Origin of the sequence: Steroidobacter sp. (assembly GCF_036402275.1) — a bacterium.
In the GTDB taxonomy this organism is placed as follows: Bacteria; Pseudomonadota; Gammaproteobacteria; order Steroidobacterales; family Steroidobacteraceae; genus Steroidobacter.
Map to the genome: position 1 here is coordinate 1 of NZ_DASWTF010000018.1, position 24,241 is coordinate 24,241.

Genomic DNA, 24,241 nt, shown 5'->3' on the forward strand with positions numbered 1-24,241 from the left:
GCCTCTACTTGCGCCGGACTACACTAGCTCGCGCGACGGCGAGGACGACGCGTCTTGGCGGCGTCGGCCGCGGGCTCGAGCGGGCATTCACAAACGATGCGGGTGCCGGGTCGTACATCGCCGGCGGCGCCATCCGGCGCCCCGCGCTCGAAGCGAACTTCGCCGCCGAGAATCCGCGCGCGGTACCGCATGATCTTCAGGCCCAGGCCCGGTGCGTCCACCGCGTCCGACGGCATGCCGAGACCGTCGTCAGTTACCGTCAGCCGAACCTTAGCGCGGGCCCCATGTAAATGCAGTCGTATAGACCGCGCCTGACCGTGGCGGACCGCGTTCCGGACCGCTTCCTGCGCTATTCGATAGAGATGATTGGCCAATTCCGTGCTCAGCGGGCGAATCGTCTTCACACGATGAGTACAAGTGACGTGGACGCCATAAAGCTCCGTAGCGTGCATGGCGAGGCCCTCGAGCGCATCCGATAGGCCGCCGCGCTCCAGATTCACGGGCGACAGGCCCCGCGCCAGCGCGCGAGTGCTCTCGATCGAGTTGTTCACGAGTCGGGTGATGCCCTCGATTTCCGGCAGAATGGTCGGATACTCGGTGGTCAGACGGCCGGCGAGACCGCGCAGCATCAGCGCGATGCCAGTCAACTCCTGACCGAGGCCGTCGTGCAGATCATTACCGATGCGGTACTGCTCGCGGCTGACCGCTTGCAGGATGGCGCGCTCCAGCTGCTTGCGCTCGCTGACATCCTGAAGCACCAGCAGGCTGTGATTACTGCCCGCGATCTCGAAGCGGGACAGCACGCCCAGCGCGGCGAAATGCGTATCGTCGGCGCGGCGGCCGTCGAACTCGACCTGAATGGAACGGCCCTGCTTGGCTGACAGCGGTTGCCAGCGCTCGGGCTGCTCGAACGGCCAGCCGGCGAGCATGGACATGTTGCGGCCGATGAGCTCGCCGCGACCATAGTTGAACAACGTGTCGAACGCCGGGTTCGTGATCTCGATGACGCCGTGCTCGTTGATCACCGCGACGCCTTCGAGCATCGATTCGATCATGCGCGCCTGAGTCGCGATGGCTCGCTCCGCCCGCACCTGTTCGGTGGTTTCGCTGGTGACGACCGCGAGCGCGACGATTTTCTGCTCGGCGCGGATCGGGCTGACCCGCACGTCGAAGTGACGCGACTGGCCATCGTTGCCCTCGATCTCGGCGACGTAACCATCGACCTGGCCGTTCGCCAGCACCCGATGCAGCGTCGACAGCGCGCGCGCATGCAGGCTCGGCGGGAAGAAATCGGTCACGAGCACGCCTTCGAGCTGCCGCGCCGTGCGTTCGCCGATGCCGCGATTCGCCATCAGAATGCGCAAGCCGCGATCGACGACGAACACCACCTCGGACACCGCACCGACCAACTGCCGCATGGCGTCGGTCTGCAGCGTCGAGCGCAGTCCGTCCTCGGCGGAGACGCCGATTAGAAGGTCGATTGTTTTCGCAGTATTCAAGCCGTCCACTTCCCTGCCCGCGGCGAGCGCTTTGGCCGCCCACGGAACTGGACAGCATGGTGTTAGAGCGCCGTTGTAGGGGATATCAGCCACTCCCCTAATGTCACACGCGGTGTGCGCGCCTTTGCGAGGAGTGTGGCGAGAGTCTCGCTTAGGGTTATAACTCCAAGCCGAGCAAGTACTTATATTGCGGGACGGGCGCGCTATGCGATTCCGCTCACGCTTAAGGCGTGAACTGCGTCACAATTACCAACGAGGCCTGAGTAGTTTTTACTCAGCGAATGACTCAATGAGTTCCGCTGGGCGCGGAGTCTGTCGGTGAGCCCTTATCGGATACCCACTGCGTGGCGTAGCGGATCAGCTCGCTGGTGGAGCGCAGGTTGAGCTTCTCGCGCATGTGACGACGATGCGCGTCGACCGTCTTCATGGACAGATCCAGCCGCTGTGAAATTTCGCGCGTGCTGATGCCTTCGCCGATCAGACGAAACACTTCCAGCTCACGATCGGTGAGCGCCGACACCGGATCTTCGTCGGACGCGGGTGAACGGCCGCGCGCCACCTGACTGAGCAGACGCTCACCCATGGCGGAACTTACATGCCGCTGGCCACGAGCCACCTTGCGCAAAGCGCCGAGGAAGTCCGTGCCCGCGACGTTTTTCATTACATAACCGCTGACGCCCAGGCGAAGCAGACGCTCGGCATAGAGCGCTTCGTCCTGCATCGACAGCACCAGCACGCGGACATTTGGATGATCACTGCGGATCCATCGCACCAGTTCGATACCGTCGTCGGGGCCCAGCGCCAGATCGACCACCGCCACGTCGGGTTCTTCGCCCTGGATGGCGGTCTGCGCCGCCTGCACCGAGGCCGCCTCCGCCTGCAGCACGAATTCGCTCTGCCCGGCCAGCAGTTGCTTCAAACCTTCGCGGACAAATGGGTGGTCGTCAACGATCAGGATCCTTGTTGGATCGGCCATGGTCTTTCCTCTCGGGGGGATCCGTCATGGCGCCCCCGCCTTCTAGCTTCAGTCTTGCGAGGCCACAAGGGGTGGGCAATCCCCATTTTCCACAGTGCTCGCGTGGTGATACGTTCGGCCCCGGCGCTCCTTACACGATTCAGGGCACGACTCTCGGACGACCGTCGGTGGGCTAACTATGGAGTGCGCCCGGCCCAGCCACAACGGCCGAACGTCCCTACGCGCCTCCGGAAATCTTCGGTATGAAAACGGATTCGACAGAACCGCTGCACTTCGTCCTGCTCGAGGACGATCCCAACGACGCCGAGCTGATTCAGTTGCAGCTGGCCCGTAACGATCTGGACATCAGGTGGCGACACGTGATGTCGGAGAGCGACTTTCGCGCTGCCCTCGCGGGAGCGCCTCCAGACCTGGTGCTGGCCGACTATACCTTGCCCGGCTTCGACGGCCTCACCGCGTTGCGCATCTTGCTCGAGCGCTCCGCGGACGTTCCTTTCATTTTCGTGTCGGGCTCGCTCGGCGAGGAGCGCGCGATCGAAGCGCTCAAGAGCGGCGCCACCGATTATGTACTGAAAGATCGGTTGCAGCGTCTGCCGATGGTTGTAAATCGTGCACTGTCCGAAGCGCGCGTCCGTCGCGAGCGGCGGCGCGCCGAGGTCGCACTGGAAGAACAACGCATTCTGCTCAGTACGTTGATCGACAGCCTGCCCGAGATCATTTACGCGGTCGACAACGAAAATCGCCTCACGGTCGTCAATCGTGCGTTGCTCGACACTCTGAAGAAGACGCGCGAGGAAGTGCTGGGTCGCAAGTTGTCGGAGCTGTGGACCGAAGAGAACGTGGTCGACATCGAGGGTCAGGCCGCCACGACCATGCGCACCGGCCGGCCGCTCACCGATCAGGAGCGCGCGTGGATCGGGCTCGATGGCTCGGTTCGCTGGTTCACGTTCACGCACGTGCCGCTGCGTGATCACGGCACCGTATCGGGCCTCGTCTGCACCGTTCAGGAAGTGACTCAGCGTAAAGAGCTGGAGCAGGAGATTCTGGAGATCTCCAATCGCGAGCAGCGCCGGCTGGGCAGCGATCTGCACGACGGCCTCGGGCAGGAGCTCACCGGTCTGTCATTGCTGATGAAAGGGCTCGAGATGCAGATGGCGCGCGAGTCGCCACAGTACTCGGCGCAGGTCATGAAGATTACCGATCTGTTGGCACGCGCCATCTCAAGCACTCGCTCGTTGGCGCGAGGTCTCGCTCCGGTGAACCTCGAACGCGGCGGCCTGCCGGAAGCGCTGAAGCATCTGGTCGCTCGCTGCACCGACATGTACAGCCTCGAGTGCACCTTCACGATGGGCGGACAGAAGCTGCCGGACCTCGAAGAAGGCGCGGCCACGCATCTATATAGAATCGCGCAGGAAGCGTCGACCAACGCGGCTCGCTATGCGCGCGCGACCTCGATCAACATCGATTTGCGATCGACGGGTCGCAAGCTGCAGCTCGCCATCGCCGACGACGGCATCGGCCTGAGCGCCGGCCTCGCACAAGGTCGTCCGGGCATGGGACTGAAGATCATGGAGTACCGCGCGCGGATGCTTGGCGGCTCGATCAGTTTCGACGAGCCGGGCGCGGGGACGCGGATCACGCTGACGGCGCCGTTACATTTGCTACGGCAATCGAAGGATAAGAAACGTCTCGCGGCCAGCGGCTGAGGCCGCGAGAATTGTTACTTACGGACCACAGGGACCAGCGTGTGGTCCGCGCCGTTCCACACCTGGATGAACGACTCGATCTCCGCCGCCGGCATCGACGGCGCGATGAAATCGCCCTGCAGGGCGTCGCAGCCACACTGCTCCAGGAACTCGAACGCCGGTGAGTTCTCGACCCCTTCGGCGCACGTGGTGAGCGACAGGTTGTGCGCGAGCTCGACGATGGCGCGCACCACGGTCGCCGCCGCCTTGCTCTGTGCGATTTCCGAAATCACCAGGCCGTCGATCTTCACTTCGCTGAACGGCATCTTGTAGAGCAACGTCAACGACGACGTGCCGATGCCGAAGTCGTCGAGCGACAAGCCGACGCCCTTCACTCGCAGGCGCGTGAAGATGTCCATCACCAGCTCCGGATCGTCCACTGACGCCGCTTCGGTCACCTCCAATGTGAGCTGCTCAGGGCGCACTTCGAATTCGCGCAGCACTCGAGCCAGGCGCTCCGGGAACTCCAGATCCTGCACCAGTCGCGGCGACAGGTTCACGGCCGCACCGAGATCCAGTCCACGCGTGCCCCAGTGACCGATCTGACGGATCGCATCGGTGAGCACGAAGTCGGTGAGATCGACGATCAGACCCGACTGTTCGGCCAGCGGCAGGAACTCGCCCGGATATAACAATCCCAGACGGGGATGACGCCAGCGCACCAGCGCTTCGGCGCTGCGCACATGCCAGTCGTTCGCCGAGCGCACGACTTTGGGTTGATAGTGAACGATGAGCTCGTGCTCATCGATGGCGGTGCGCAGCTCTTCGACCGAAATGCGCGAGCTCGGCTCGAGGTGCTTGGCGAGCAACGTCTCGATGTCTTCGAGCATCGCCGGCTTCTGCAACGTGCCCAGCATCTTCAAGCCCAGCGATTCGCCGAGCTGCCGCGCGCTCGCGAGCACGCGCTGATCCATCCCGCTCGCCAGCAGAATTCCGGAAGTCACATTCTGACGCGCGAGATAACGCAGCGCCTCGATGCCGTCCATGCCCGGCATCTGCAGATCGAGCAGGATCAACGCCGGCATCCGATGAGACAGTTGCTCACGGAAGCTGGCGGCGGTGTCGGCCGTGATGACGGTGCAGCCGACGCCCCGGCCGATCTGTTCGATCAGCTCCAGGAAGTCCGCCTCATCGTCCACCGCCAGTAACAGATTCCTCTCACGCCGGAACACGCTTGTTCTCCTCTTTACCGTCCAGCAACGCGCGCACGCGCCGTGCCAGCTCTTCCAACTGATAGGGCTTGGGCAGCAGTTCCACCGTGCCGTCGAGCAGACTTCGGTGCATCACGCTGCTATCGCTGAAGCCCGAGGTGAGCAGCACTTTGAGCTCGGCGCGCCGCTCGGTGAGTTTTTCCACCAGCTGCGTGCCGAGCAGGCCGCCGGGCAACATGATGTCCGTGAACACCAGAGCGATCTCGGGATGTCGCATGAATCGCTCCAGCGCCTGATGCCCGTTGTTCGCCTCGAGCACTCGATAGCCGAGACTCGTAAGAATTTCAACCGTAGTGCCGCGGACTTCGGCATTGTCTTCCACGACCAGCAACGTCTCGGCGCCGCGCGGCAGGTCCATTTGCATGGGCCCTTCGGCGCGCGTCTCGTCGGCGCCGGCCTGCGATCGTGGAAAGTACAACTGCACCGTCGTGCCTTGCTGCGGAACGCTGGCGATGTTCACGTGGCCGCCGGACTGTTTCACGAACCCATATACCATCGAAAGGCCCAGGCCGCTGCCTTTGCCCACTTCTTTGGTCGTGAAGAATGGCTCGAACACGCGCTTGAGGGTTTCGCCGGACATGCCCGCGCCGTTGTCCGCGACTTCCACTAACGCGTACTCCCCGGGCGTCAGACCATCTTCACGCTGCTGTCGGTCCGCGCTGATAGTCACATTCCGGGTCGTGATGGAGATGACGCCGCCGCCGGGCAGCGCGTCGCGCGCATTGATCACCAGGTTGAGCACGGCGTTCTCCAGCTGGCCCGGATCGGCCCGCGTAAACCAGGTGTCCGGGGCGAGCTCACTATGAATCTCGATATCGCCCGTCAGCGAGCGACGCAGCAATTCGTACATGCCGCCGATCAGCGCGTTGAGATCCACGATCTTCGGCTCGAGCACTTGCTGGCGCGCGAATGCGAGCAATCGCTTGATCAATTCGCCGCCTCGCATGGCGGCGTTGAGCGCGGTGTCCGCTTGCCTCAATAAACGCGGCGTCTGTTGCAGCGAGCGCGTCAGCAGCTGCATGTTGCCGACGATCACCGAGAGCAGATTGTTGAAATCATGCGCGATGCCGCCGGTGAGCCGGCCGACCGCTTCCATCTTCTGACTCTGGCGCAGCTCCGCTTCGAGCATACGTTTTTCGGTGACGTTGCGAGCAGCGACGAAGCAGCCCTGAATCTCACCTTTGTCGTCACGGTGCGGAATGAAGGTGGCTTCCAGATCGACCGGCTTGCCGTTGCAGTCGCGATAGCGGCCCTGACCTTCCACGGTCTTGCCTTGCAGAGCTTCGCGCACGTACGGACCGATCGCGCCCCAGCGACGATCGCCGATGACTTCCTTGATGAGACGGCCGCGGGAATCGGATAGTGGCGAGGAGAAAAATTCCTGGAAGATGCGATTGGCGTACACGATGCGTTCGTCGCGATCGGCGTAGGCCACGAACAACGGCAGCGAGTCGAGCACGGTGCCGTAAAAATCCTGGCTGCGGCTCAGTGCTTTTTCGGCGTCGATCTGGGCGCTGATATCACCCAGCGAGCCAGCCAGCCGCGTCGGTCGACCTGAAGCGTCGCGCTCGGCTTCACCGCGCAATCGACACCAGACAATGTTTCCTTTGCGAGTCACGACGCGACAACGAACGTCGAGCCGGCTCTGATTCTCCAGATGCGCGCGAATCCTGCCGAGCACGGCGCTACGATCTTCCGCGTGCAGCACGTTCTGAAAGGCTTGAAACGTGTTGGCGAAATACTCGTCTCCCCAACCGATGATGTCGCGGAAACGGCTCGCATACCAGACATGACCGGTCAGCAAGTCCCACTCGTACAAGCCATCCGAGGTGCCACGAATCGCACGCTCCCAACGCTGTTCGACTTCCAGCGCGGTGCGCTGATCTTGTTTGCTACGTGAGATGTCCTGCAGTACCCCGATGACCCGCATCGGTTTGCCAGCGGCGTCACGTCGCACGACCTTGGCGTACGAAAGAAACCATTTATAGGCGCCGTCGACGGTGGCGAGGCGGTACTCGGACTGAAAGTACGGCGTGCCGCCATGGTAGTGCCGCTCGAATTTATCCAGCACACTCGAGTCGTCCGCCGGCAGCATCAATCGATCGGCGAGCCCCTCGCGTTTCAACAACTCTTTGGGATCGATCCCTAACGAAATGCGCCATTGATCGTTGTAGGAAACTTGATCCTGCTCGACGTTCCAGTCCCACATCGACAACTCGCTCGCTTCCATCGCGAGCTCCAGGCGGGCTTCGCTCGCACGCAACGACTCGCGGGAACGCTTGTAGTCGGCGATGTCTTCGAGCGTGATGACGACTTGCCTGGAATCGACAGCCCGCGTGCTCACACGAGTCCACAAGGTGTGGCCGCCGCGACAATGAACGAGCCATTCGGCGGTGAAGTCCTCGCTGGCCAGGATGGCTTCGCGCAAATGCTGATGAACCGCCGAGTCGTTACTCGATCCGCTTAGCAGTTGCAGCCCAGATTGAAGGATGTCGGCGCGCTCGTAACCCGTCAGTTGGCAGAACGCGGCATTGACATAAGTCAGCTCGACCTGCCCCGCGTTCGAGGTCGCGATGGCGATCCCCTGAACGACGGCATCGAGCGCGGCGGGCGCATCGATGATTGAGCTACGGTCGGCGACAACGGACATGAACTAGGGGTTTCGGTCAGCTTGCGAGTTCGGATGAGTGACATAACCCGGCCGCATCGGCCGCAAGTGCCGAAGTCTGAACAAGTCCGCGATTGGAAAGTGTGTTCTGTCGCCCGCCGCTTCACCTTTAAGGGTTTCCCCTAACGCCTACGGACGTATATCCGAAGAAGGAACCGAGTTGCCTTCGGAGGCTCCAGGCCCGAGCCGAACGCCAGAGGCGGAGGTCAGGGCGGGGTGGCTTCTCCGGGCAGCTTCGGACAGCAGGGACCTGCCGTAGCAGCGCCACAGGGAAGTGCAAGCGGGACGCCCGCGATAGCGGGCGGAGGCGGGTGCGCGGTGCCCGGAGGAGCCACCCCGCCCTGGCCTCCGCGAACCACGGCGCCTCTTATTCTTAAGTACCGCTAGCGAGCTAACCAACCGCCGTCGACAGGAAGGATTGTGCCGTGAACGTAGTCAGACGCAGCTGAAGCGAGAAACACAGCTGCGCCACCGAGATCGGACGGCTTACCCCACCGCCCGGCGGGGATGCGGCCGAGGATGTCCTTATTACGCTGCTCGTCGGCACGCAATGCCGTCGTGTTGTTGGTTTCGAAGTAGCCCGGCGCAATCGCATTCACATTGATGCCGTACGACGCCCACTCGTTAGCCAACAAACGGGTCACGCCCGCGATACCGCTCTTGGAAGCGGTGTACGACGCCGTGCGAATCCCGCCTTGGAACGACAGCATCGACGCGATGTTGATGATCTTGCCGCCGCGACCCGCGTTGACCATGGACTGCGCCACGGCTTGAGCAAGAAAGAACGGCGTCTTCAAGTTCACATTCAGCGCTGCGTCCCAATCCTGTTCCGTGAACACCAGCGCGTCATTGCGACGGATGATGCCCGCGTTATTGATCAGGATGTCCACGCGACCGGCGGAGTCGATCGCTCGCGCTACGATCTGATGCGCTTCATGGCTGCGCTCCAGATCCGCGTACAGCGAATAGAACTTACGGCCCGCGGCGACCACGCCCCTTTCGGTATCGACCGTGCTGGAGCGCGCGATGCCGACGATGTCCGCGCCGGCTTGCGCCAGCGCGATCGCGATGCCTTGACCCAGTCCGGTGTTGGCGCCGGTGACCAGCGCCACTTTGCCAGCGAGAGAAAACGAGACAGGTTGACTCATGATTACTTCAGCTGGCAGATGTCGAGGACGTTCATGTCCGTGTAGTCGAGGTTTTCGCCGCCCATCGCCCAGATGAAGCTGTAGTTGCGCGTGCCCGCGCCCATGTGAATGGACCACGGCGGCGACAACACGGCTTCCTCGTTGTTGATCACGAGACTGCGCATTTCATCGGGCTCGCCCATGAAATGCATGATTCGCTGCTGGTCGCCTTCCAGATCGAAATAGAAATAAACCTCGGAGCGGCGATCGTGCAGATGCGGCGGCATGGTGTTCCACACGCTGCCGTTCTTCAGCAGCGTCATGCCCAGCAGCAGCTGCGAGGATTTGCAGGTCGCCGGCACGATGTACTGATAGATGGTGCGCTCGTTGGATGTTTCCAACGCGCCGCGCTCCAGCGGCACCGCCTTGTCGATCGACAGGTGCACCGTTTCGTAACGCGCGTGCGCGGGAGTCGAAGCGAGATAGAACTTCGCGCTCTCGCCCGGCTTGGACTCGAACACCACGTCCTTGCTGCCCATCGGAATATACAAACCGTCCTTGGCCGCGAGCGTATAGCTCTGGCCGTCGACGGTCACCTTGCCGGTGGTCTTGCCGATATTCACTACGCCGAGCTCGCGGCGTTCGAGGAACGGCTTGCCCTTGGCGGAAGCGGGCTCGGTCTGCTCGGGCAAACGGATCGCCTGGCCGGCCGGCATGACGCCGCCGATGACCATGCGCTCGTAGTGCGTGTAGTTCAACGCGATCGCGTTTTCTTTGAACAAACCCTGGACCAGATAACGTTCGCGCAGCTGCTCGGTGCTGGCGCCGTCCATCATGTCCGGATGCGTGGCGTGATAGGTTTTCTTGAACACGGGAAATCCCCTGGGAAAGCAGCGCCGTTACAGCTTGTAAGCTTGCTTGGGCAACCGGTAAGCGAGATCGCGAGCCACTTGCGCCGCGGCGTCTTCATCGATGCGATGTTCGGCGACCAGTCGCGACAGGTAGACACAATCGATACGACGCGCCAGATCATGACGGGCCGGAATCGACAGGAACGCGCGCGTGTCGTCGTTGAAGCCGACGGTGTTGTAGAAACCCGCCGTCTCGGTGGTGTACTCGCGGAAGCGCAACATGCCTTCGGGGCTGTCGTGGAACCACCAGGACGGGCCCAGCTTCAACGCCGGGTAATGGCCCGCCAGCGGCGCCAGCTCGCGGCTGTACACCGTTTCGTCCAACGTAAACAGAATGATGCTCAGCTTCTTGCTGTTGCCGAACCGGTCCAGCAACGGACGCAACGCCTGCACGTACTCGGTCTTCTCCGGAATGTCCGCACCCTTGTCGCGGCCGAAGGTCTCGAACAGCCAGCGATTGTGATTACGGAACGCGCCCGGATGGATCTGCATCACCAGGCCGTCCTCCTCGCTCATCTTGGCCATCTCGACCAGCATGGCGGCACGGAACAGCTCGGCGTCCGCGGGCGTGAACGAACCCTTGGTGACTTTCTCGAACAAACGTTGCGCTTCGACCGGGTTCAGATCGGCAGTAGCCGCCGTCGGATGACCATGGTCGGTCGAAGTGGCGCCGGCCTTGGCGAAATCCGCGCGACGCTTGCGGTGCGCGTTGAGATAACCCTTCCACGAGTAAACATCTTCGTTCGTGAGCTCGGCGAAGCGCTTCAGCGCGTCCTTGAACTGCTCGTGCTCCGGATCGATCACCGCGTCGGGACGATAGGCAGTGATGACGCGGCCCTTCCAGCCGCTGCTCTGAATCTTGTGATGATGTTCGAGCGTGTCCACCGGCGATTCGGTGGTCGCGAGCACTTCGATGTTGAAGCGCTCGAACAGCGCGCGCGGACGGAACGCGTCCTGCGCCAGCTTTTCGCCGATGACGTCGAAGTAATGGTCCGCGGTGGACGGCTCGAGCCGCACCTTCAGATCGAACACTTTCGCGAACACGTAGTTCAACCACAGCCACGACGGCGTGCCGTTGAACAAATAAAAGTTCGCCGCGAACTTGCGCCACGCTTCGCGCGGATTCGCATTCGAGGGGCCGCGACGCGACGCCACGCCGAGCTCGTTCAGGTCGACGCCCTGGCTGTACAGCATGCGGAACAAGTAATGGTCCGGCGCCAGCAGCAACTCGGTGGCGTTACCGAACGGCGCATTGCCGGCGAACCACTGCGGGTCGGTATGACCGTGCGGACTCAGGATCGGCAGGTCGCGCACTTCCGCGTATAGGCGGCGGGCGATCTGTCGGATAGCGGGTTCAGCGGGAAACAGTCGATCTTCGTGCAAGTGTAAGGGTGTGCTCATGGCCGATGCGGAGTCGCGATACGGGCAGTTTCAACAAGGGCAATGGTAACCGGTGTCAACATCGCCCGCCAGCAATCTATCCAGGACAAACCTGAACCGTGCGCAAAACTATCGCGCGCAGCCCCGTTTGTGGGGTTAATTCGCCGGACGACCGCTCGATTCGCGCACCACCAGATGCGGAAATACCGTGGTCGCCGCGATCGACGGCCCTTCGGTCCGGGAGATTTTGGAGATCAGCTTTTCAGCCGCCAATCGTCCCATGTCCCGGATCGGTTGTCTCATGGTGGTCAAAGAGGGACAAAGCCGGGACGCCAGCGGACTGTCGTCGAAGCCAATGATCGTGAGGTCATGCGGAATACGCAGGCCTCGCAGGTACGCCGTTCGATAGACGCCCGCGGCTGTCTCGTCATTACCGGCGAAGATCGCCGTCGGCCGCGGAGTGCGCGATAACAGCATTTCGGCGCAAGCTGCGCCGGATTCGAAGGTGTACGCGCCTTCTGCGACGTAGTCCGGCGCCAGTGTGAGACCTCGATCCGCCAACGCGTTGGAGAACCCTTCGAGACGCTCCTGCGAGGAGCGGTAGGTCGGCGGGCCGACGATCATGGCGATGCGCGTATGTCCCAACTTGGCCAGGTGCTCGGCCACCTCGGCCGCGGACTGTCGGTCCATGGACTGCACCAGGTTTTCGGGCTCATCCAGCGCGGCTGACAAGATGCGGATGTAGGGACAACTGATCTCGCGCAACAGGTCGGCGAGCGCATTGTTCTCCGACACCGGCGGCAGGATCAGCATGCCGTCGAGCTTCTGGCGGCTGACCAGCTGGCGAATGTCGCTCAAAAATTCGGGACTATTGCGATCGCAGGGATGCACCACGAGCTCGTAACCGACCCGGCGCAACGCGCCGAGCGCGCCTTCCTGCACGTTGATCACATAGGGCGCGTTGGGATTGTCGTACACCAGACCGATCAGGTACGAGCGGCGGAAAGCGAGGCCGCGCGCCTGCGGATCCGGCGTAAATCCAGTGCTGCGAATGATTTCCGCGATTCGGGTGCGGGTCTCCTCGCGAACGAACGGCGATTCGTTGATGACCCGCGACACTGTCTTTTTCGAGACATTCGCCAGTCGCGCGATGTCGTTGATGGTGTGCTTCTTTTCCAGAGCTCGCCGGACAGGCGCGGCGGGACGAGCTTCCGCCACAACGGGGCGCGTCTCCGGGATCACGCGCGCGGCTGGGATGAGCGGCGGTTGTCGACTCGCCTTCTTGGCCGTTTTTTTCGCCATCGACGCGGTAACCTGCTGTGAAATCCGGCGGCGCCAGAATACATTGCGAGTGGGCTCGTGCGCATTAACGGTACCAGAACCGCGGGCTGCCTGACACCGGTTTCCCCACCGGCCCATTCGGTGCCATCATGCAGACTATGAGTGCAGCTACTAACGCCACCCCTGTCTCCCCGGCTGTCTATCGGGTCGCGCCGGACGACGATGTCGCCGTCGCCCTCCGAGACCTTGCCGCGCAGGAAAGCATCAGCGTCGGCGATCGCACCGTCGTAGTCACTGACCCGATCCCTCGCGGACACAAGGTAGCCATCCGGCCCGTGTCTGCGGGACAAGCGGTCCGCAAGTACGGCTGGCCCATCGGACGAGCCACCGCCGACATCGCCGTCGGCGCGCACGTCCACTCGCACAACCTCGAAACTCTGCTCGCCGGCACTGACGAGTACGAGTACACCGGTGCCGGGGCATCGGTTACAAGCAAACCGGCCACACGTAGCGGTTCCTTCCTTGGCTTTCGTCGCGCCAATGGCAAAGTGGGCACGCGCAACGAGATTTGGATTCTGTGCACCGTAGGCTGCGTGGGCCGGACGGCTGAACGCATCGCCCGTCTCGCCGCCCAGAAATACGCCGGTCGCGTCGACAACGTCGTCGCATTCCCGCATCAGTTCGGTTGTTCGCAGTTGGGCGGCGATCTCGATCGCACGCGCCGCTTGATCGCGGGCCTGGCGCGTCATCCGAATGCCGGCGGCGTGCTGATCCTCGGCTTGGGATGCGAATCGAATCAGTTGTCCAAGCTGCTCACCGAGATTCCGGAAGCGGAGCGCGAGCGCATTCGTTACTTCGCGGCGCAGGCCACTGAAGACGAAACAGAAGCGGGTTTGCAGGCAGTGGAAGAACTGGTGAAGCTCGCCGAGCAGGACAAGCGCGTGCCTTGCGGCCTCGATGATCTGGTGGTCGGATTGAAGTGCGGCGGGTCGGATGGCTTCAGCGGCATCACGGCCAATCCATTGGTGGGCCGCATCGCCGACCGTGTCACCGCAGCCGGCGGCACGGCCGTGCTCACCGAGATTCCTGAAATCTTCGGCGCCGAACGTTTGTTGATGCAGCGGGCCGCGGATCGCGAGGTGTTCGACGGCATCGTGCACGTGGTCAACGACTTCAAGGAATATTTCCTGCGTAACAACCAGCCCGTGCACGAGAACCCGTCGCCGGGCAACAAGGCCGGCGGCATCACCACGCTGGAAGAGAAATCGCTCGGCGCCGTACAGAAAGGCGGTCATGCGACCGTTACGCAGGTGTTGCGCTATGGCGAGCGCACGACCAAGCCGGGACTGACGCTGCTCGAAGCGCCCGGCAACGACGGCGTTTCCTCGACGGCGCTGGTCGCCGCGGGCGCCACGATTCTGTTGTTCACCACCGGGCGCGGCACGCCACTGGGTTTCCCGGTGCCGACGCTCAAGATCAGCTCGAACTCCAAGCTCGCCGAGCACAAATCTCACTGGATCGATTTCGACGCCGGCAAGGCCTTGACCGCCGCCGATCCCGAGTCGGTCACCGACGAGTTCTTGCAGTTGATCGTCGACACGGCGTCCGGCCAGCCGGCCCGCAACGAGATCAACGAGCAGCGCGAAATTGCAATCTGGAAAGACGGTGTGACTCTGTGACTTTATCGCTCGCTTCCGTTGCGGTGCTCGGCAGCCGCAACATCAAGATCCCCACATACGACCGCAAGACTGTCAGCACCGGTATCGTCCATTTCGGACCCGGTGCTTTTCATCGTGTGCACCAGGCGTGTTATATCGACGATGTCTTGCACACCGATCCGCGCTGGGGCATTTGTGAAGTGTCCCTGCACAGCGCCGGCGTGCGCGACGCGCTCGTACCGCAGGAAGGCCTGTACACCATCGCCATTCTCGACGAGCAGTCTTCGTTCCGAGTCGTCGGCTCGGTGAAAGAGGTGCTGGTCGCGCCGGAGTCGCCGAGCGCCGTGCTGGAACGCATGGTCAATCCGGCGACGCGCATCGTCACCGCGACCATCACCGAGAAAGGTTATTGCCTCAATAAAGAAGGCGGCCTGGACTTCTCGCATCCAGACATCGCTCATGACTTGCGGCATCCCGAAGCGCCGCGGACCTTCGTTGGTTTTCTCGCGCGCGCCTTGCGTATGCGACACGACCTGGGCCACGAGCCCTTCAATGTGATCAGCTGCGACAATCTCGCGGACAACGGTCATCGGCTGCGCCGCGCCGTGCTGGATTTCGTTCGCTCGAGCGATCCTTCCCTGGTTGCGTGGGTCGAGAAAGAAGTGACTTTCCCATGCACGATGGTGGACAGCATCACTCCTGCCACCGACGACGCGCTTCGGGCGCGCGTGAAAGGTGCGCTCGGCGTCGAAGATCTTTGGCCCGTGCAACGTGAGTTCTTCTCTCAGTGGGTGATCGAGAACAAGTTGCGCGGTCCGCAGCCCGATTGGGCAGCGGTCGGCGTCACGGTGACGGATGATGTCGCCGGCTTCGAACGCGCCAAGCTGCGCTTACTGAACGGTGTGCACTCCACGCTCGCCTACACTGGCAGCCTCGCCGGTTACGAGACTGTGTCGTCCGCCATGAGCGACGGGGCGCTCGCTACGTTTGTCCGTCGCATGATGGTCGAGGACATTCGCGCCGGCCTGGCCGCGCCGAAGGGCCTGGATCTGGACCAGTACATCGAGGCGGTGTTGCGTCGGTTTCGTAATCCGACCATTCGTCATCTGCTGTCGCAGATCGCGTGGGATGGTTCGCAGAAGCTGCCGTTCCGAATCCTTCCGACGATCGCCGAGAACCTGGCGGCTGGCCGCTCCGTTGCGCGGCTGTGCGTGCCGCTGGCGGCTTGGTTTCATTTCATTCGTCGGCAGGTACAGCACGAGCGGCAGATCGTCGATCCGCTCGCGACTCAACTCACGGAGCTCGCCAAGCGTTGCACCGGCGATGCGCGAAACGATGTCGCGACGTTCCTCGGCTTCGAGAAGGTGTTCAGCGCCGAGCTCGCTGGCAATGCGACGTTCCGTTCGGCACTCGAGACCGCTTATGCGCGGCTCTCGAACGTGGACGGCCCCGCCGCGCTCGGCCAAGCACTCACCTCAGCGGTGTAATAGAACAACGGCCACCTGGGTACATGGACGTACCCCGCCGCCGCAGGCGGCGGCGAGAGGCAAAAGTCGCGCCTTTTGCCGACTCGCACGAGGGTCGTGGCAGGATGCCCGATCCCGAGTCATTTAAGCAGCGCCGGTAACCACAGCGACAGCTGAGGCACGAACACCACGATCATCGACACGGTGAGCGCTGCGAGATAGAACGGCCATATCGTTCGCAGCGCTTGCGTGACGCTGATCTTGCCGATCGCCGCACCCACGAACAGCACGGAGCCCACCGGCGGGGTGATCAATCCAATGCCTGCGTTCAGGATCAGGATCACGCCAAAGTGCACCGGATCCACACCGAACGCCTTGGCGACCGGCAGGAAGATGGGCGTGCAGATGATGATCAGCGGCGCCAGGTCCATGAACGTGCCGAGGATCAGCAGCACGACGACGAGCAGGATCAGGATGACGTACTTGTTATCGGCCACGGATGTGAGCGCATCCACCGCCGCCGATGGCACTTGCAGATAAGCGAGCAGCCAGCCGAACGACGCCGCCGCACCGATGACGAACAGGATCAGGCCGGTCGTGCGGACCGCGCCCATGCAGGTCTCGGCGAAGTGCTGCCAAGTCAGGCGGCGATACACCAAGCCGGTGACAAGAATGGCGTAGAACACGGCGATGGCGGCGCTTTCCACCGCGGTGAAGATGCCGGCTCGAATGCCGAAGAAAATCAGCGCGACCAGCAACAAGCCGGGCAACGCGGCGACCAGACGAACGAAGATCTCTTTGAAGCCGGGAAATGCTTCCGTTGCGTAACCTCGACGCCGGGCGATCGCCCAGCCCGTGAACATCACCACCACGGTCATCAGCAACGCCGGAATCACGCCGGCCGCGAACAGATCGGCGATTGAGATCGACCCGCCCGCGGAGGCGGAGAACAAAATGAGGTTGTGAGACGGCGGCACGAGCAGTGCCACCAGCGCCGCGGTAATGGAAACATTCACCGCGAAGTCCCTGTCGAATCCGCGCTTCACCATCTGCGGAATCATCGTGCCGCCAATCGCGGACACATCGGCGATTGCCGAACCCGACACGCCGCCGAAGAACAAGGAGGCGAGCACGTTCACCTGGCCTAGACCGCCGCGCAGGTGACCGACGAGCGACGACGCAAACGAAATCAATCGTTCGGAAATACCTCCGCGCATCATCATCTCGCCCGCGAAGATGAACAGTGGAATCGCAATCAACGACGCCGCATTCGCCCCCGCCGCCGTCTGCAACGCGACGACAATCGGAGGGATGCCGAGATAAAGCACCGTCGCGAACGACGCCGCTATGAGCGCGAAACCCACGGGAAGGCCGATGAGCAGCAGCAGCCCGAGTGAAACAAAGAGAATTGTTACAGCCATTTCGAACGCCTTCGCTTCAGACCACCACCGCGGCGTCAGCAGCGGCTGAGTGGGGTATGTTCTTCCGGCAGCTTGAGAAACCGGATGTTTCGCTAGCAGTCCTACCGGGACGTATTCACGGACGGTGCCGGAAGGACATACCCCACTCAGCCGCTGCCGGCCACCGAGCCTCTTACTCCGGCTCCGGCAGCCCTGATCCGCGTCACTCCGCCGCCGGATCCTGAGGCCGCGGCGGAACGAACAACTTCTCCACCGCGAAGATCGCAATCAGCAACCCACCGATACACAACGGCAGATAAGCCACCCCCTGCGGAAACGGCGCGCCAGCGATGGGAAAATCCCACGAGTCGCTCACCATCTTCGCCCCCCAGATCCCAAGCATCAGTCCGATGGCCGCGGCGATCAGACTCGTGACGGCGAGCAGTACTCTGCGCGCTGCCGGCTTCAATGTCTCAACCAGGATGAAGAATCCGAAGTGACGATTCGCGCGCACGCCGCAGGCGGCGCCCAGCATCATGGTCGTGCTCATGAACAACAGAGCGAGCGGCTCCGTCCAGCTCGGCGAATCGTTCAGCACGTAGCGGGCAAACACTTGCCAGCCTTGCACGATCGCCATTCCGCCCAGCCCCAGGCAAGCAATCACCAGGGCAGCACGATCCAGAACGTCGAGCACCGAGATCAATCGGGCCGTAGCAGGGACGGCGTCGGTTTGCTGATTGACGGACATGCGTTACGCCACCGCTCGAATGCTTTGGTAGATCTGTCCCAAGCCCTGTCGCTGCAGATATCGTTCGAGCAGCGGTTTCGCCGCGTCATGGAACGCCGTCGTATTGACCTCGTTGGCCTGTACTCCAGCCTTCAGCACGAAATCGCGCGACTCCGCATCCATTCGGTCCCACAGCTGCCGCATATACGGCACCGACTCACGCGCCGTCGCGACGATCAAATCGCGATCCGCCGGCTGCAACGATTCGAACGTTCGCCGCGACATCAGCAAAGCTTCTGGCGAATGCGAATGCATCGACTGCGACCAATAACGCGCCACTTCGAAGTGACGACTGGTATGGAACGTGCGCCAGTTGTTTTCGGCGCCTTCGATCAGATGCGTTTGCAACGCCGAGTACGACTCACCGAACGGCAGCGGCGTCGGGTTCGCCCCCAAAGCGCGCGCGAGCTCGATGAAAATATCCGAAGGCGGCACACGAATTTTCAAACCGTGCAGATCCTTCGGCTCGTGCACCGGTCGACGCGTGTTGTAGAACGATCGTGCGCCGGCATCGTAAATAGCCAGGCCGACCAGATCGCGCGTGGCAAAACTTTCCAGCACCGCCCGGCCCGCATCGCCGTCGGTCGCGCGTCGCATGTGCTCCACCGACTCGAACACGTACGGCAGCGAGAAGATCTGGGTCAATGGAAACGGATTGTTCAGCGGCGCGAAGTTGACGCGCGTGATATCCAGAGCGCCGAACCGAGTCATATCGATGGTGTCGGACTCACGACCGAGCTGGCCCGCGTGATACACGCGAATGTTCAACCTGCCATTGGTTTCCTGCTGCAGCTTCTTGCCGATCCAACGCACGGCCTCGACGGTCGGGTAACCATCGACGTGCACATCGGCTGCCGTCATCGTCGAACCCGGCGCCGCAGCGGCAACACGTGCGCTGCTCGCGCAGACCGCGCCGATTCCAACCAATAGCTCGCGACGATTCATTTTGTATCAGCGCGTGGCGTTGGACGGATACTGACCCGCACGAACACCGCGACACTCGACTTCACCGCAGCCCTCGAAAATGTGGCGCGATTGCTGACCGATGCGAATGTCGTGAACGCCCGTGATGGCGCCCGTGGAAATCACATCCCCGGCGCGCAATGGGCGCCCGCGTTCAGCACACTTGTTCAACGCGAAGGCCAGTGCGCCCAGCGCGCCCTGCCGAATGAACGCCGTGCCGCGGCCGACGAGTGCATCCTCGATGAACGTCAGTGCGACGATTTCTTCGATGGAGCGCCACTCGCCCACGGCCGATCCGACCACGACGCCCCAATTGTTTCCAAAATCGGAAATGACCGCGCCCGGTCCGATATCGTTGAGCGTCGCGAGCGGGCTGCCAGCGACTTCCACGCCCAGGTGAAAGCTGCGCACCAGCTCCGCTGCTTCATCGATGCTCCAATCTTTCTTATTGGCCGGAGCATCCTCGTTCACACGCAGCACGATCTCGGCTTCGACTGCCGCGAAGCCACCGTCAAAGATGGGAAAATCGATGACCTGTCCGACGCGCGCCGTATAGAGATTGCGCTGAAAGACCGGACCGACCAGCCGCTCTTCGGGGAACTGCTGCGCGAACGCCGCCCCGATGCGCGCCACTTTCCAGCCGACGATAGTGTCCGGGAAACGCTTGATGGCGGCTTCCTGACAGGCGTAAGCATCCGCCAGATTGGTGGGCACCTGGCCCGGAAACTGCGGAAGCGATTGCCCCGCCAGCCGCGCACGGACGAATTGTTCGGAAATCATTTCGGCGCCGTTGGCCGGCAACCCATGCAACACCGCGCTGTTCATGTCGCAGTATCTCCCCCAGTCGACGCTTGAAATTCTGGGTCGCGAGCAGCCCTGCGCCGCCCCGATACACCGAAAACTGTATATAGGAAACCGGTGTCATTTACAATCCACCGGCCTCGATCGCTCAGTCCCGACAAGGGTAATCAATACGTGCCGCGCTGAATGTAAGGCACCGCCGCGAACAACTTCCGCTCCTCGCCGCGAGGATCGTCGACCAACTGCGAGCTCGCATCGAACACCATGGTCGCGCGCGCCGGCAGCTCGTACGGACGCCATTCGGGAATGCCTGCATGCGTAGGCTTACCTGTACGCGCGAACGCAAGAAACGCCTCGCTCATCTGATCCGCCGTCTTCTGCGCATCGGCATTCTGACCCGTCAGGGATCGAGGTTGCGCGATGTTGTCGAACACCAGCGGAATATCCATCGCGTGCTGGGCGCCGTAGCGGCCGTTCTCGAGCGGCGAGCGGTAATTCAACTGATAAACGTACGCAGGTGAACCTTGCGCCGCGCGCAGCTCTGCCTCGATCACAGCACCGCGCCAGGAACGACCCGCCGTGGTAGCCGCGAAGAACACCTCGGTGGCGGAATATTTGGGATACAGCTTGCGATACTCGGCGATGACGTACTCGGGCTGAATATCGACGTGAAGTTGGGGCAACAAGCGCTCCGGCAGTTCTTCCCAAGTCAGCTGTTCCACTCCCGGCTCGTTGCCTAGGAATGCCCGCGTCTCATCGCGCGTGTTGCCAATGATCATGGGAATATCTGCGGCGAGCGGCGGCGCATCGGGATAGAACGGATGACGCGATAGCACCGACTGATCGAGCACGGGACCGAAATACACGTTGCGCCCGACCATGGACGGATCACTGGCGCGAATCGCGGGGACCAGATCCGCGGTCGGCACGTCGTTCAACTTGCTCACGTCGCTCGGCGCGATCTTCAATGTTTGCAGAATCGTTCGGGCGCGCTCCGTCGCGCCGCGCGGGCCGGCGGCAGTAATTTGCTGACCGCTCATGGTCGCGGCCCGCTGAAACAGCCCTTTGGCCGCCGGCATCGCCATCAGCGTCGCGATTTTCGCGCCGCCGCCGGACTGGCCGAACACCATGACCCGCTGCGGATCGCCACCGATGAGCTCGGCATGATCACGCACCCAAGTCAGCGCCTGCACCAGATCGAGGATGCCGACGTTGCCCGACGAGGCGTACTTCGATCCGCCGAAGCGCGCGAGATACAAATGTCCGAACACATTCAAACGATGGTTGACCGTGACGACCACGACGTCGCCGCGATTACACAGTCGCGTGCCGTCATAGGTCGGATGCGATCCGGAGCCGTTGCTGAACTCGCCGCCGTGGAAATAAACCATGATGGGCCGCTTGCGCCCATCGCGCAGAGCCGGCGTCCAGACGTTCAGGACAAGGCAATCCTCACTCACGTTCTCCCGCTCGCTCGACTGGGGGCACGAGGGACCGTAGCTGGTTGCGTCACGCGTCTTCTTCCAGGCGACCGGTAGCTGCGCCGGCTGGAAACGTGTGTTGCGAGTGTCGGCGCCGTACGGAATGCCCTTGAAAACATGGACACCCTGCGCCTTCACGCCAGCCACTTTGCCGAAGCGCGTTTCGAGAATGCTGCTCTTGCCAGAGTTGGCGTGCACGATCGACGGCAGGCTCAAGCTACCAGCGAGGAGCAGCGAGCCGCCGAGCAGCTCGCGTCGAGAGATCGAGGAGGGATTGTTCATCTGAAACTCATTCTTCAGGTCGGGAAATCCATCCCTGGCTTTGCAACCATTGCCGGCAGCGCTCGATCCAGCGATCGCCGGTGGTGGCGTTGTTCAGACCGTAGCCATGGCCTCCTGCGGGATACACCATGAGCTGCGCCGGAATCTTCCTGGCTTGCAGTGCTTCGAAGAAACGAATGCTGTTGGCGACGGGCACGGTGGCGTCGTCGGCGGCATGCACAAGAAACGTCGGCGGCGTTTCATCGCTGACCGCGAGCTCCGCCGAGAAACGCTGCATGTCCGCGGACGCCGGCGCATCGCCCAACAGCATCTGACGCGAACCCCAGTGCACGGTCGCGTCAGTGAACGTGATGACCGGATAGATCAGCATCAGAAAATCCGGCCGCACGTCCGCGCTGGTCCATTGAGCCAGCACGGGTGTTTTGAACATCGTGCCCGTGGTCGCGGCGAGATGTCCTCCGGCCGAGAACCCCATGACGCCGATGCGGCCCGGATCGATCTGCCACTTCGCCGCGTCACGCCGCACCGTGGCTACCGCCTGCTGTGCATCCTGCAAAGGACCGACGCGCTTGTCTTTCATATGCTTGTCGCTGGGCGTTCGATATTTCACCACGAACGCAGTGACACCCATTTCGTTGAAAGCGCGCGCTACGTCATAACCCTCTTTGAGGATGGACACGCCGCGGTATCCACCGCCAGGAAAGATGACGACGGCCGCCCGCTTCGGATCCTGTTTGGCGGGCCGGTAGGCCGTGATCGTGGGACGAGAAATGTTTTGCAGGAACGGCCACTGGTGATTCGGATCGCGCACCGATTCTTCGTCCGGCGCCACGATGGCGCCGGGAATCTCACCGGGATATAGCGGCTGCGCCGGCGGCTCGGCTGCGCCGGCCGCCGTCATCGTCATCCACCCGAGCAATCCCAACGCCGTCTGGCGCAATTTGTTGCCCGCCCTCATGACTTGGCCGAGCCTTCGATCGCTTCGTAACGCATGTCACGAAACACCGCCGCGCCCTGACCCGCCACGTAAATGGCCGGCCGCAGGCTGAGGAAGTCCCAGGCGACGTTGTGGTGATAGCCGCTCACTTCCATCTGCACGTCGAATTTCTTCCATTGCTTGCCGTCGGTGCTGTAGCGAATGGTCACGATGTGCTCGTCGTTTTCGATCAGCACGTGCAGGCGTCGCCCGACGCCCGGTGGCAATTTGAGACGTCGCTCCAAGCCGTAGCGGTGCATGACCAGACCGTTCGCATCGAAGCCCAGGCCGCAATACAGCCGCTTGTTATAAAACAGCAGCAGACCGGCCTGCGCACTGTCCTGCAGCTCGATGTCCACCGTGACCCGATACGACGTGTCCGGAGTGATGAAGGACAGCGGCGAGCAATCGTGCGGCTGCGTGCCTTTGCCGGCGATACGCAGCGCTTTGTTCTGGTACTGCACGCGGCCCATTTCGTTCGACCCGGGATTGTAGAAACCCCACAGCACGCCGAAACGGTTGGTGGAAAAATCATCCGACAGCGGCATGCCGTTCGGCGACGGTTTTCCTTTGGCCGGTTTGGCGATCGGTTGTGACAAATCGCCGCCTTTGGCGCGGAACCAGCCATCCTTGGTCCACTCCACCGGATCGAGCAGCGTCTGGCGGCCGAGCGTCCAGTAACCGTTCTCGTAACCGTGATACACCATCCACCAGTCGCCGGCCGGTCCTTGCACCAGCGTGGCGTGCCCGCGCGACCACCACTTTTCTTTGGCCGAGTAAGTGCGAACGATGGGATTGGCCGGATCGTTCTCCCAAGGCCCGTGAATGGATTTGGAACGCGCAACGATCACCATGTGACCGGTTGGCGGCCCGGCGGTCCCGCCGACCGCGGTGATCATGTAGAAGTAATCGCCGTGGCGCATGACTTTCGGCCCTTCGGGCGCGAACGATTCCACCACCCACTCCTCGGGATAGCGCCAGGGATCGTACACGTGCTCGACGGGGCCGTCGGTAGCCAGGCCGTCGTCGGTGAGGCGCACGCGGTCGCCGCCGCTAAGAAACAAATAGCGCTTGCCGTCTTCGCCCACCACGTGACCGGGGTCGATGTGATTCGGCAGGTTCAGATCGATGGGATCGCTCCAGGGTCCGCGGATGTTATCGGCGTGGATCACATACGTGGATTTGCGATCGGGCCAGCGCGCCGGAATATAAATGTAATAACGGCCCTTGTGCTTGATGAGCTCGCAGGCCCAGACCGAGCCGATGGGCTTGGTGAGCGCCGCGATCACCGGCTGCCAGTTCACCAGATCACGCGAATGCCAGATCACCACGCCGGGATAGGCGTCGAACGACGAGAACGTCATGTAGTAGTCGTCGCCGTCCTTGAGAATGGTCGGATCGGCGTGATCGCCCGCGACGATGGGATTGAGAAACGTGCCGTCGCCGAGATCGGCCTGGCGCTGTCCCTCGATCCCACGGCGCCACGTCTTGCCGGACGTCTTCCCGGACGCCTGGGCCTCGCTGGCGCATGGAGTTGCACTTTGAGCGGCGGCGGGGAGAGTCCCCGCCGCCGCGCCCAGAATCGCCGAGCCCAGCAGCTCGCGTCGACTGATTTCGGTCATTGTCACC

At 62.4% G+C, this 24,241-nt stretch carries 18 protein-coding genes; 3 read left to right on the forward strand and 15 right to left on the reverse strand.

Annotation, left to right across the window (positions count from 1 at the left end):
* Positions 1-23: 23 nt before the first annotated feature.
* Both VGD45_RS09760 and VGD45_RS09765 read right to left on the reverse strand, forming a co-directional pair.
* Positions 24-1,499, reverse strand: a complete 1,476-nt coding sequence (locus tag VGD45_RS09760; RefSeq protein WP_331155103.1) for a PAS domain S-box protein — start codon at positions 1,497-1,499, stop codon at positions 24-26.
* A gap of 286 nt (positions 1,500-1,785) precedes the next feature.
* Positions 1,786-2,475 carry a response regulator transcription factor gene (locus VGD45_RS09765; protein WP_331155104.1) on the reverse strand — a complete coding sequence of 230 codons (690 nt, stop codon included), beginning with the start codon at positions 2,473-2,475 and terminating at the stop codon, positions 1,786-1,788.
* A 242-nt stretch (positions 2,476-2,717) separates the two neighbouring features.
* Between VGD45_RS09765 and VGD45_RS09770 the strand changes: the two genes are divergently transcribed.
* On the forward strand, positions 2,718-4,181 hold the full coding sequence (locus VGD45_RS09770; protein ID WP_331155105.1) for a PAS domain S-box protein: 1,464 nt from the start codon (positions 2,718-2,720) through the stop codon (positions 4,179-4,181).
* Between the two features lie 14 nt (positions 4,182-4,195).
* On the opposite strand, the gene VGD45_RS09775 is transcribed toward VGD45_RS09770, so the two are convergent.
* The 6 genes from VGD45_RS09775 to VGD45_RS09800 form a co-directional block, all read right to left on the reverse strand.
* Positions 4,196-5,392 (reverse strand): EAL domain-containing response regulator, encoded by a 1,197-nt coding sequence (locus VGD45_RS09775; RefSeq protein ID WP_331155106.1) that lies wholly within the window; start codon positions 5,390-5,392, stop codon positions 4,196-4,198.
* Entirely contained in the window at positions 5,379-8,081 is a 2,703-nt protein-coding gene (locus tag VGD45_RS09780) for a hybrid sensor histidine kinase/response regulator (RefSeq protein WP_331155107.1), read from the reverse strand. Before VGD45_RS09780 ends, VGD45_RS09775 begins: the two co-directional genes overlap by 14 nt.
* Positions 8,082-8,482: 401 nt before the next feature.
* Complete coding sequence (gene kduD / locus VGD45_RS09785) at positions 8,483-9,247, reverse strand: 2-dehydro-3-deoxy-D-gluconate 5-dehydrogenase KduD (protein WP_331155108.1); 765 nt, start codon at positions 9,245-9,247, stop codon at positions 8,483-8,485.
* 2 nt (positions 9,248-9,249) lie between these two features.
* The gene (gene kduI, locus VGD45_RS09790) at positions 9,250-10,098 is read right to left on the reverse strand and encodes a 5-dehydro-4-deoxy-D-glucuronate isomerase (protein ID WP_331155109.1); all 849 of its coding nucleotides are present in this window, start codon (positions 10,096-10,098) and stop codon (positions 9,250-9,252) included.
* A gap of 27 nt (positions 10,099-10,125) precedes the next feature.
* Positions 10,126-11,538: a glucuronate isomerase gene (gene uxaC / locus VGD45_RS09795; protein WP_331155110.1), complete on the reverse strand. Its 1,413-nt coding sequence runs from the start codon at positions 11,536-11,538 to the stop codon at positions 10,126-10,128.
* 135 nt (positions 11,539-11,673) lie between these two features.
* Positions 11,674-12,819 (reverse strand): LacI family DNA-binding transcriptional regulator, encoded by a 1,146-nt coding sequence (locus tag VGD45_RS09800; RefSeq protein WP_331155111.1) that lies wholly within the window; start codon positions 12,817-12,819, stop codon positions 11,674-11,676.
* Positions 12,820-12,947: 128 nt separating this feature from the next.
* On the opposite strand from VGD45_RS09800, the gene VGD45_RS09805 reads away from it, so the two are divergent.
* Together VGD45_RS09805 and VGD45_RS09810 are read left to right on the forward strand one after the other, a co-directional pair.
* A complete protein-coding gene (locus VGD45_RS09805) occupies positions 12,948-14,477 on the forward strand; it encodes an altronate dehydratase family protein (RefSeq protein WP_331155112.1) in 1,530 nt (509 codons plus the stop codon).
* The gene (locus VGD45_RS09810; protein ID WP_331155113.1) at positions 14,474-15,943 is read left to right on the forward strand and encodes a mannitol dehydrogenase family protein; all 1,470 of its coding nucleotides are present in this window, start codon (positions 14,474-14,476) and stop codon (positions 15,941-15,943) included. Before VGD45_RS09805 ends, VGD45_RS09810 begins: the two co-directional genes overlap by 4 nt.
* Before the next feature lie 119 nt (positions 15,944-16,062).
* Here the strand turns inward: VGD45_RS09810 and VGD45_RS09815 are convergent, their stop codons facing one another.
* From VGD45_RS09815 to VGD45_RS09845, 7 genes are all read right to left on the reverse strand, one after another.
* Positions 16,063-17,343: a TRAP transporter large permease gene (locus tag VGD45_RS09815; RefSeq protein WP_331155114.1), complete on the reverse strand. Its 1,281-nt coding sequence runs from the start codon at positions 17,341-17,343 to the stop codon at positions 16,063-16,065.
* A 202-nt stretch (positions 17,344-17,545) separates the two neighbouring features.
* Positions 17,546-18,070 carry a TRAP transporter small permease gene (locus VGD45_RS09820; RefSeq protein ID WP_331155115.1) on the reverse strand — a complete coding sequence of 175 codons (525 nt, stop codon included), beginning with the start codon at positions 18,068-18,070 and terminating at the stop codon, positions 17,546-17,548.
* A gap of 3 nt (positions 18,071-18,073) precedes the next feature.
* Positions 18,074-19,054: a TRAP transporter substrate-binding protein gene (locus VGD45_RS09825; protein ID WP_414717570.1), complete on the reverse strand. Its 981-nt coding sequence runs from the start codon at positions 19,052-19,054 to the stop codon at positions 18,074-18,076.
* Positions 19,055-19,060: 6 nt separating this feature from the next.
* Positions 19,061-19,897: a hypothetical protein gene (locus VGD45_RS09830; protein ID WP_331155117.1), complete on the reverse strand. Its 837-nt coding sequence runs from the start codon at positions 19,895-19,897 to the stop codon at positions 19,061-19,063.
* A 143-nt stretch (positions 19,898-20,040) separates the two neighbouring features.
* Positions 20,041-21,636, reverse strand: coding sequence for a carboxylesterase/lipase family protein (locus VGD45_RS09835; RefSeq protein WP_331155118.1), 1,596 nt, complete (start codon positions 21,634-21,636; stop codon positions 20,041-20,043).
* A 7-nt stretch (positions 21,637-21,643) separates the two neighbouring features.
* Complete coding sequence (locus tag VGD45_RS09840; RefSeq protein ID WP_331155119.1) at positions 21,644-22,594, reverse strand: alpha/beta hydrolase; 951 nt, start codon at positions 22,592-22,594, stop codon at positions 21,644-21,646.
* Positions 22,591-24,234: a family 43 glycosylhydrolase gene (locus VGD45_RS09845; protein ID WP_331155120.1), complete on the reverse strand. Its 1,644-nt coding sequence runs from the start codon at positions 24,232-24,234 to the stop codon at positions 22,591-22,593. Before VGD45_RS09845 ends, VGD45_RS09840 begins: the two co-directional genes overlap by 4 nt.
* Between the last annotated feature and the right edge of the window lie 7 nt (positions 24,235-24,241).

Excerpts from the sequence above, each read along its gene's own strand:
- VGD45_RS09825 (WP_414717570.1), bottom strand. The coding sequence starts at position 19,054 with ATGAATCGTCGCGAGCTATTGGTTGGAATCGGCGCGGTCTGCGCGAGC.
- VGD45_RS09820 (WP_331155115.1), bottom strand. The coding sequence starts at position 18,070 with ATGTCCGTCAATCAGCAAACCGACGCCGTCCCTGCTACGGCCCGATTG.
- VGD45_RS09845 (WP_331155120.1), bottom strand. The coding sequence starts at position 24,234 with ATGACCGAAATCAGTCGACGCGAGCTGCTGGGCTCGGCGATTCTGGGC.
- VGD45_RS09765 (WP_331155104.1), bottom strand. The coding sequence starts at position 2,475 with ATGGCCGATCCAACAAGGATCCTGATCGTTGACGACCACCCATTTGTC.
- VGD45_RS09780 (WP_331155107.1), bottom strand. The coding sequence starts at position 8,081 with ATGTCCGTTGTCGCCGACCGTAGCTCAATCATCGATGCGCCCGCCGCG.
- VGD45_RS09815 (WP_331155114.1), bottom strand. The coding sequence starts at position 17,343 with ATGGCTGTAACAATTCTCTTTGTTTCACTCGGGCTGCTGCTGCTCATC.
- VGD45_RS09805 (WP_331155112.1), top strand. The coding sequence starts at position 12,948 with ATGCAGACTATGAGTGCAGCTACTAACGCCACCCCTGTCTCCCCGGCT.
- VGD45_RS09830 (WP_331155117.1), bottom strand. The coding sequence starts at position 19,897 with ATGAACAGCGCGGTGTTGCATGGGTTGCCGGCCAACGGCGCCGAAATG.
- VGD45_RS09835 (WP_331155118.1), bottom strand. The coding sequence starts at position 21,636 with ATGAACAATCCCTCCTCGATCTCTCGACGCGAGCTGCTCGGCGGCTCG.
- uxaC (WP_331155110.1), bottom strand. The coding sequence starts at position 11,538 with ATGAGCACACCCTTACACTTGCACGAAGATCGACTGTTTCCCGCTGAA.
- VGD45_RS09800 (WP_331155111.1), bottom strand. The coding sequence starts at position 12,819 with ATGGCGAAAAAAACGGCCAAGAAGGCGAGTCGACAACCGCCGCTCATC.
- kduD (WP_331155108.1), bottom strand. The coding sequence starts at position 9,247 with ATGAGTCAACCTGTCTCGTTTTCTCTCGCTGGCAAAGTGGCGCTGGTC.
- VGD45_RS09840 (WP_331155119.1), bottom strand. The coding sequence starts at position 22,594 with ATGAGGGCGGGCAACAAATTGCGCCAGACGGCGTTGGGATTGCTCGGG.
- VGD45_RS09770 (WP_331155105.1), top strand. The coding sequence starts at position 2,718 with ATGAAAACGGATTCGACAGAACCGCTGCACTTCGTCCTGCTCGAGGAC.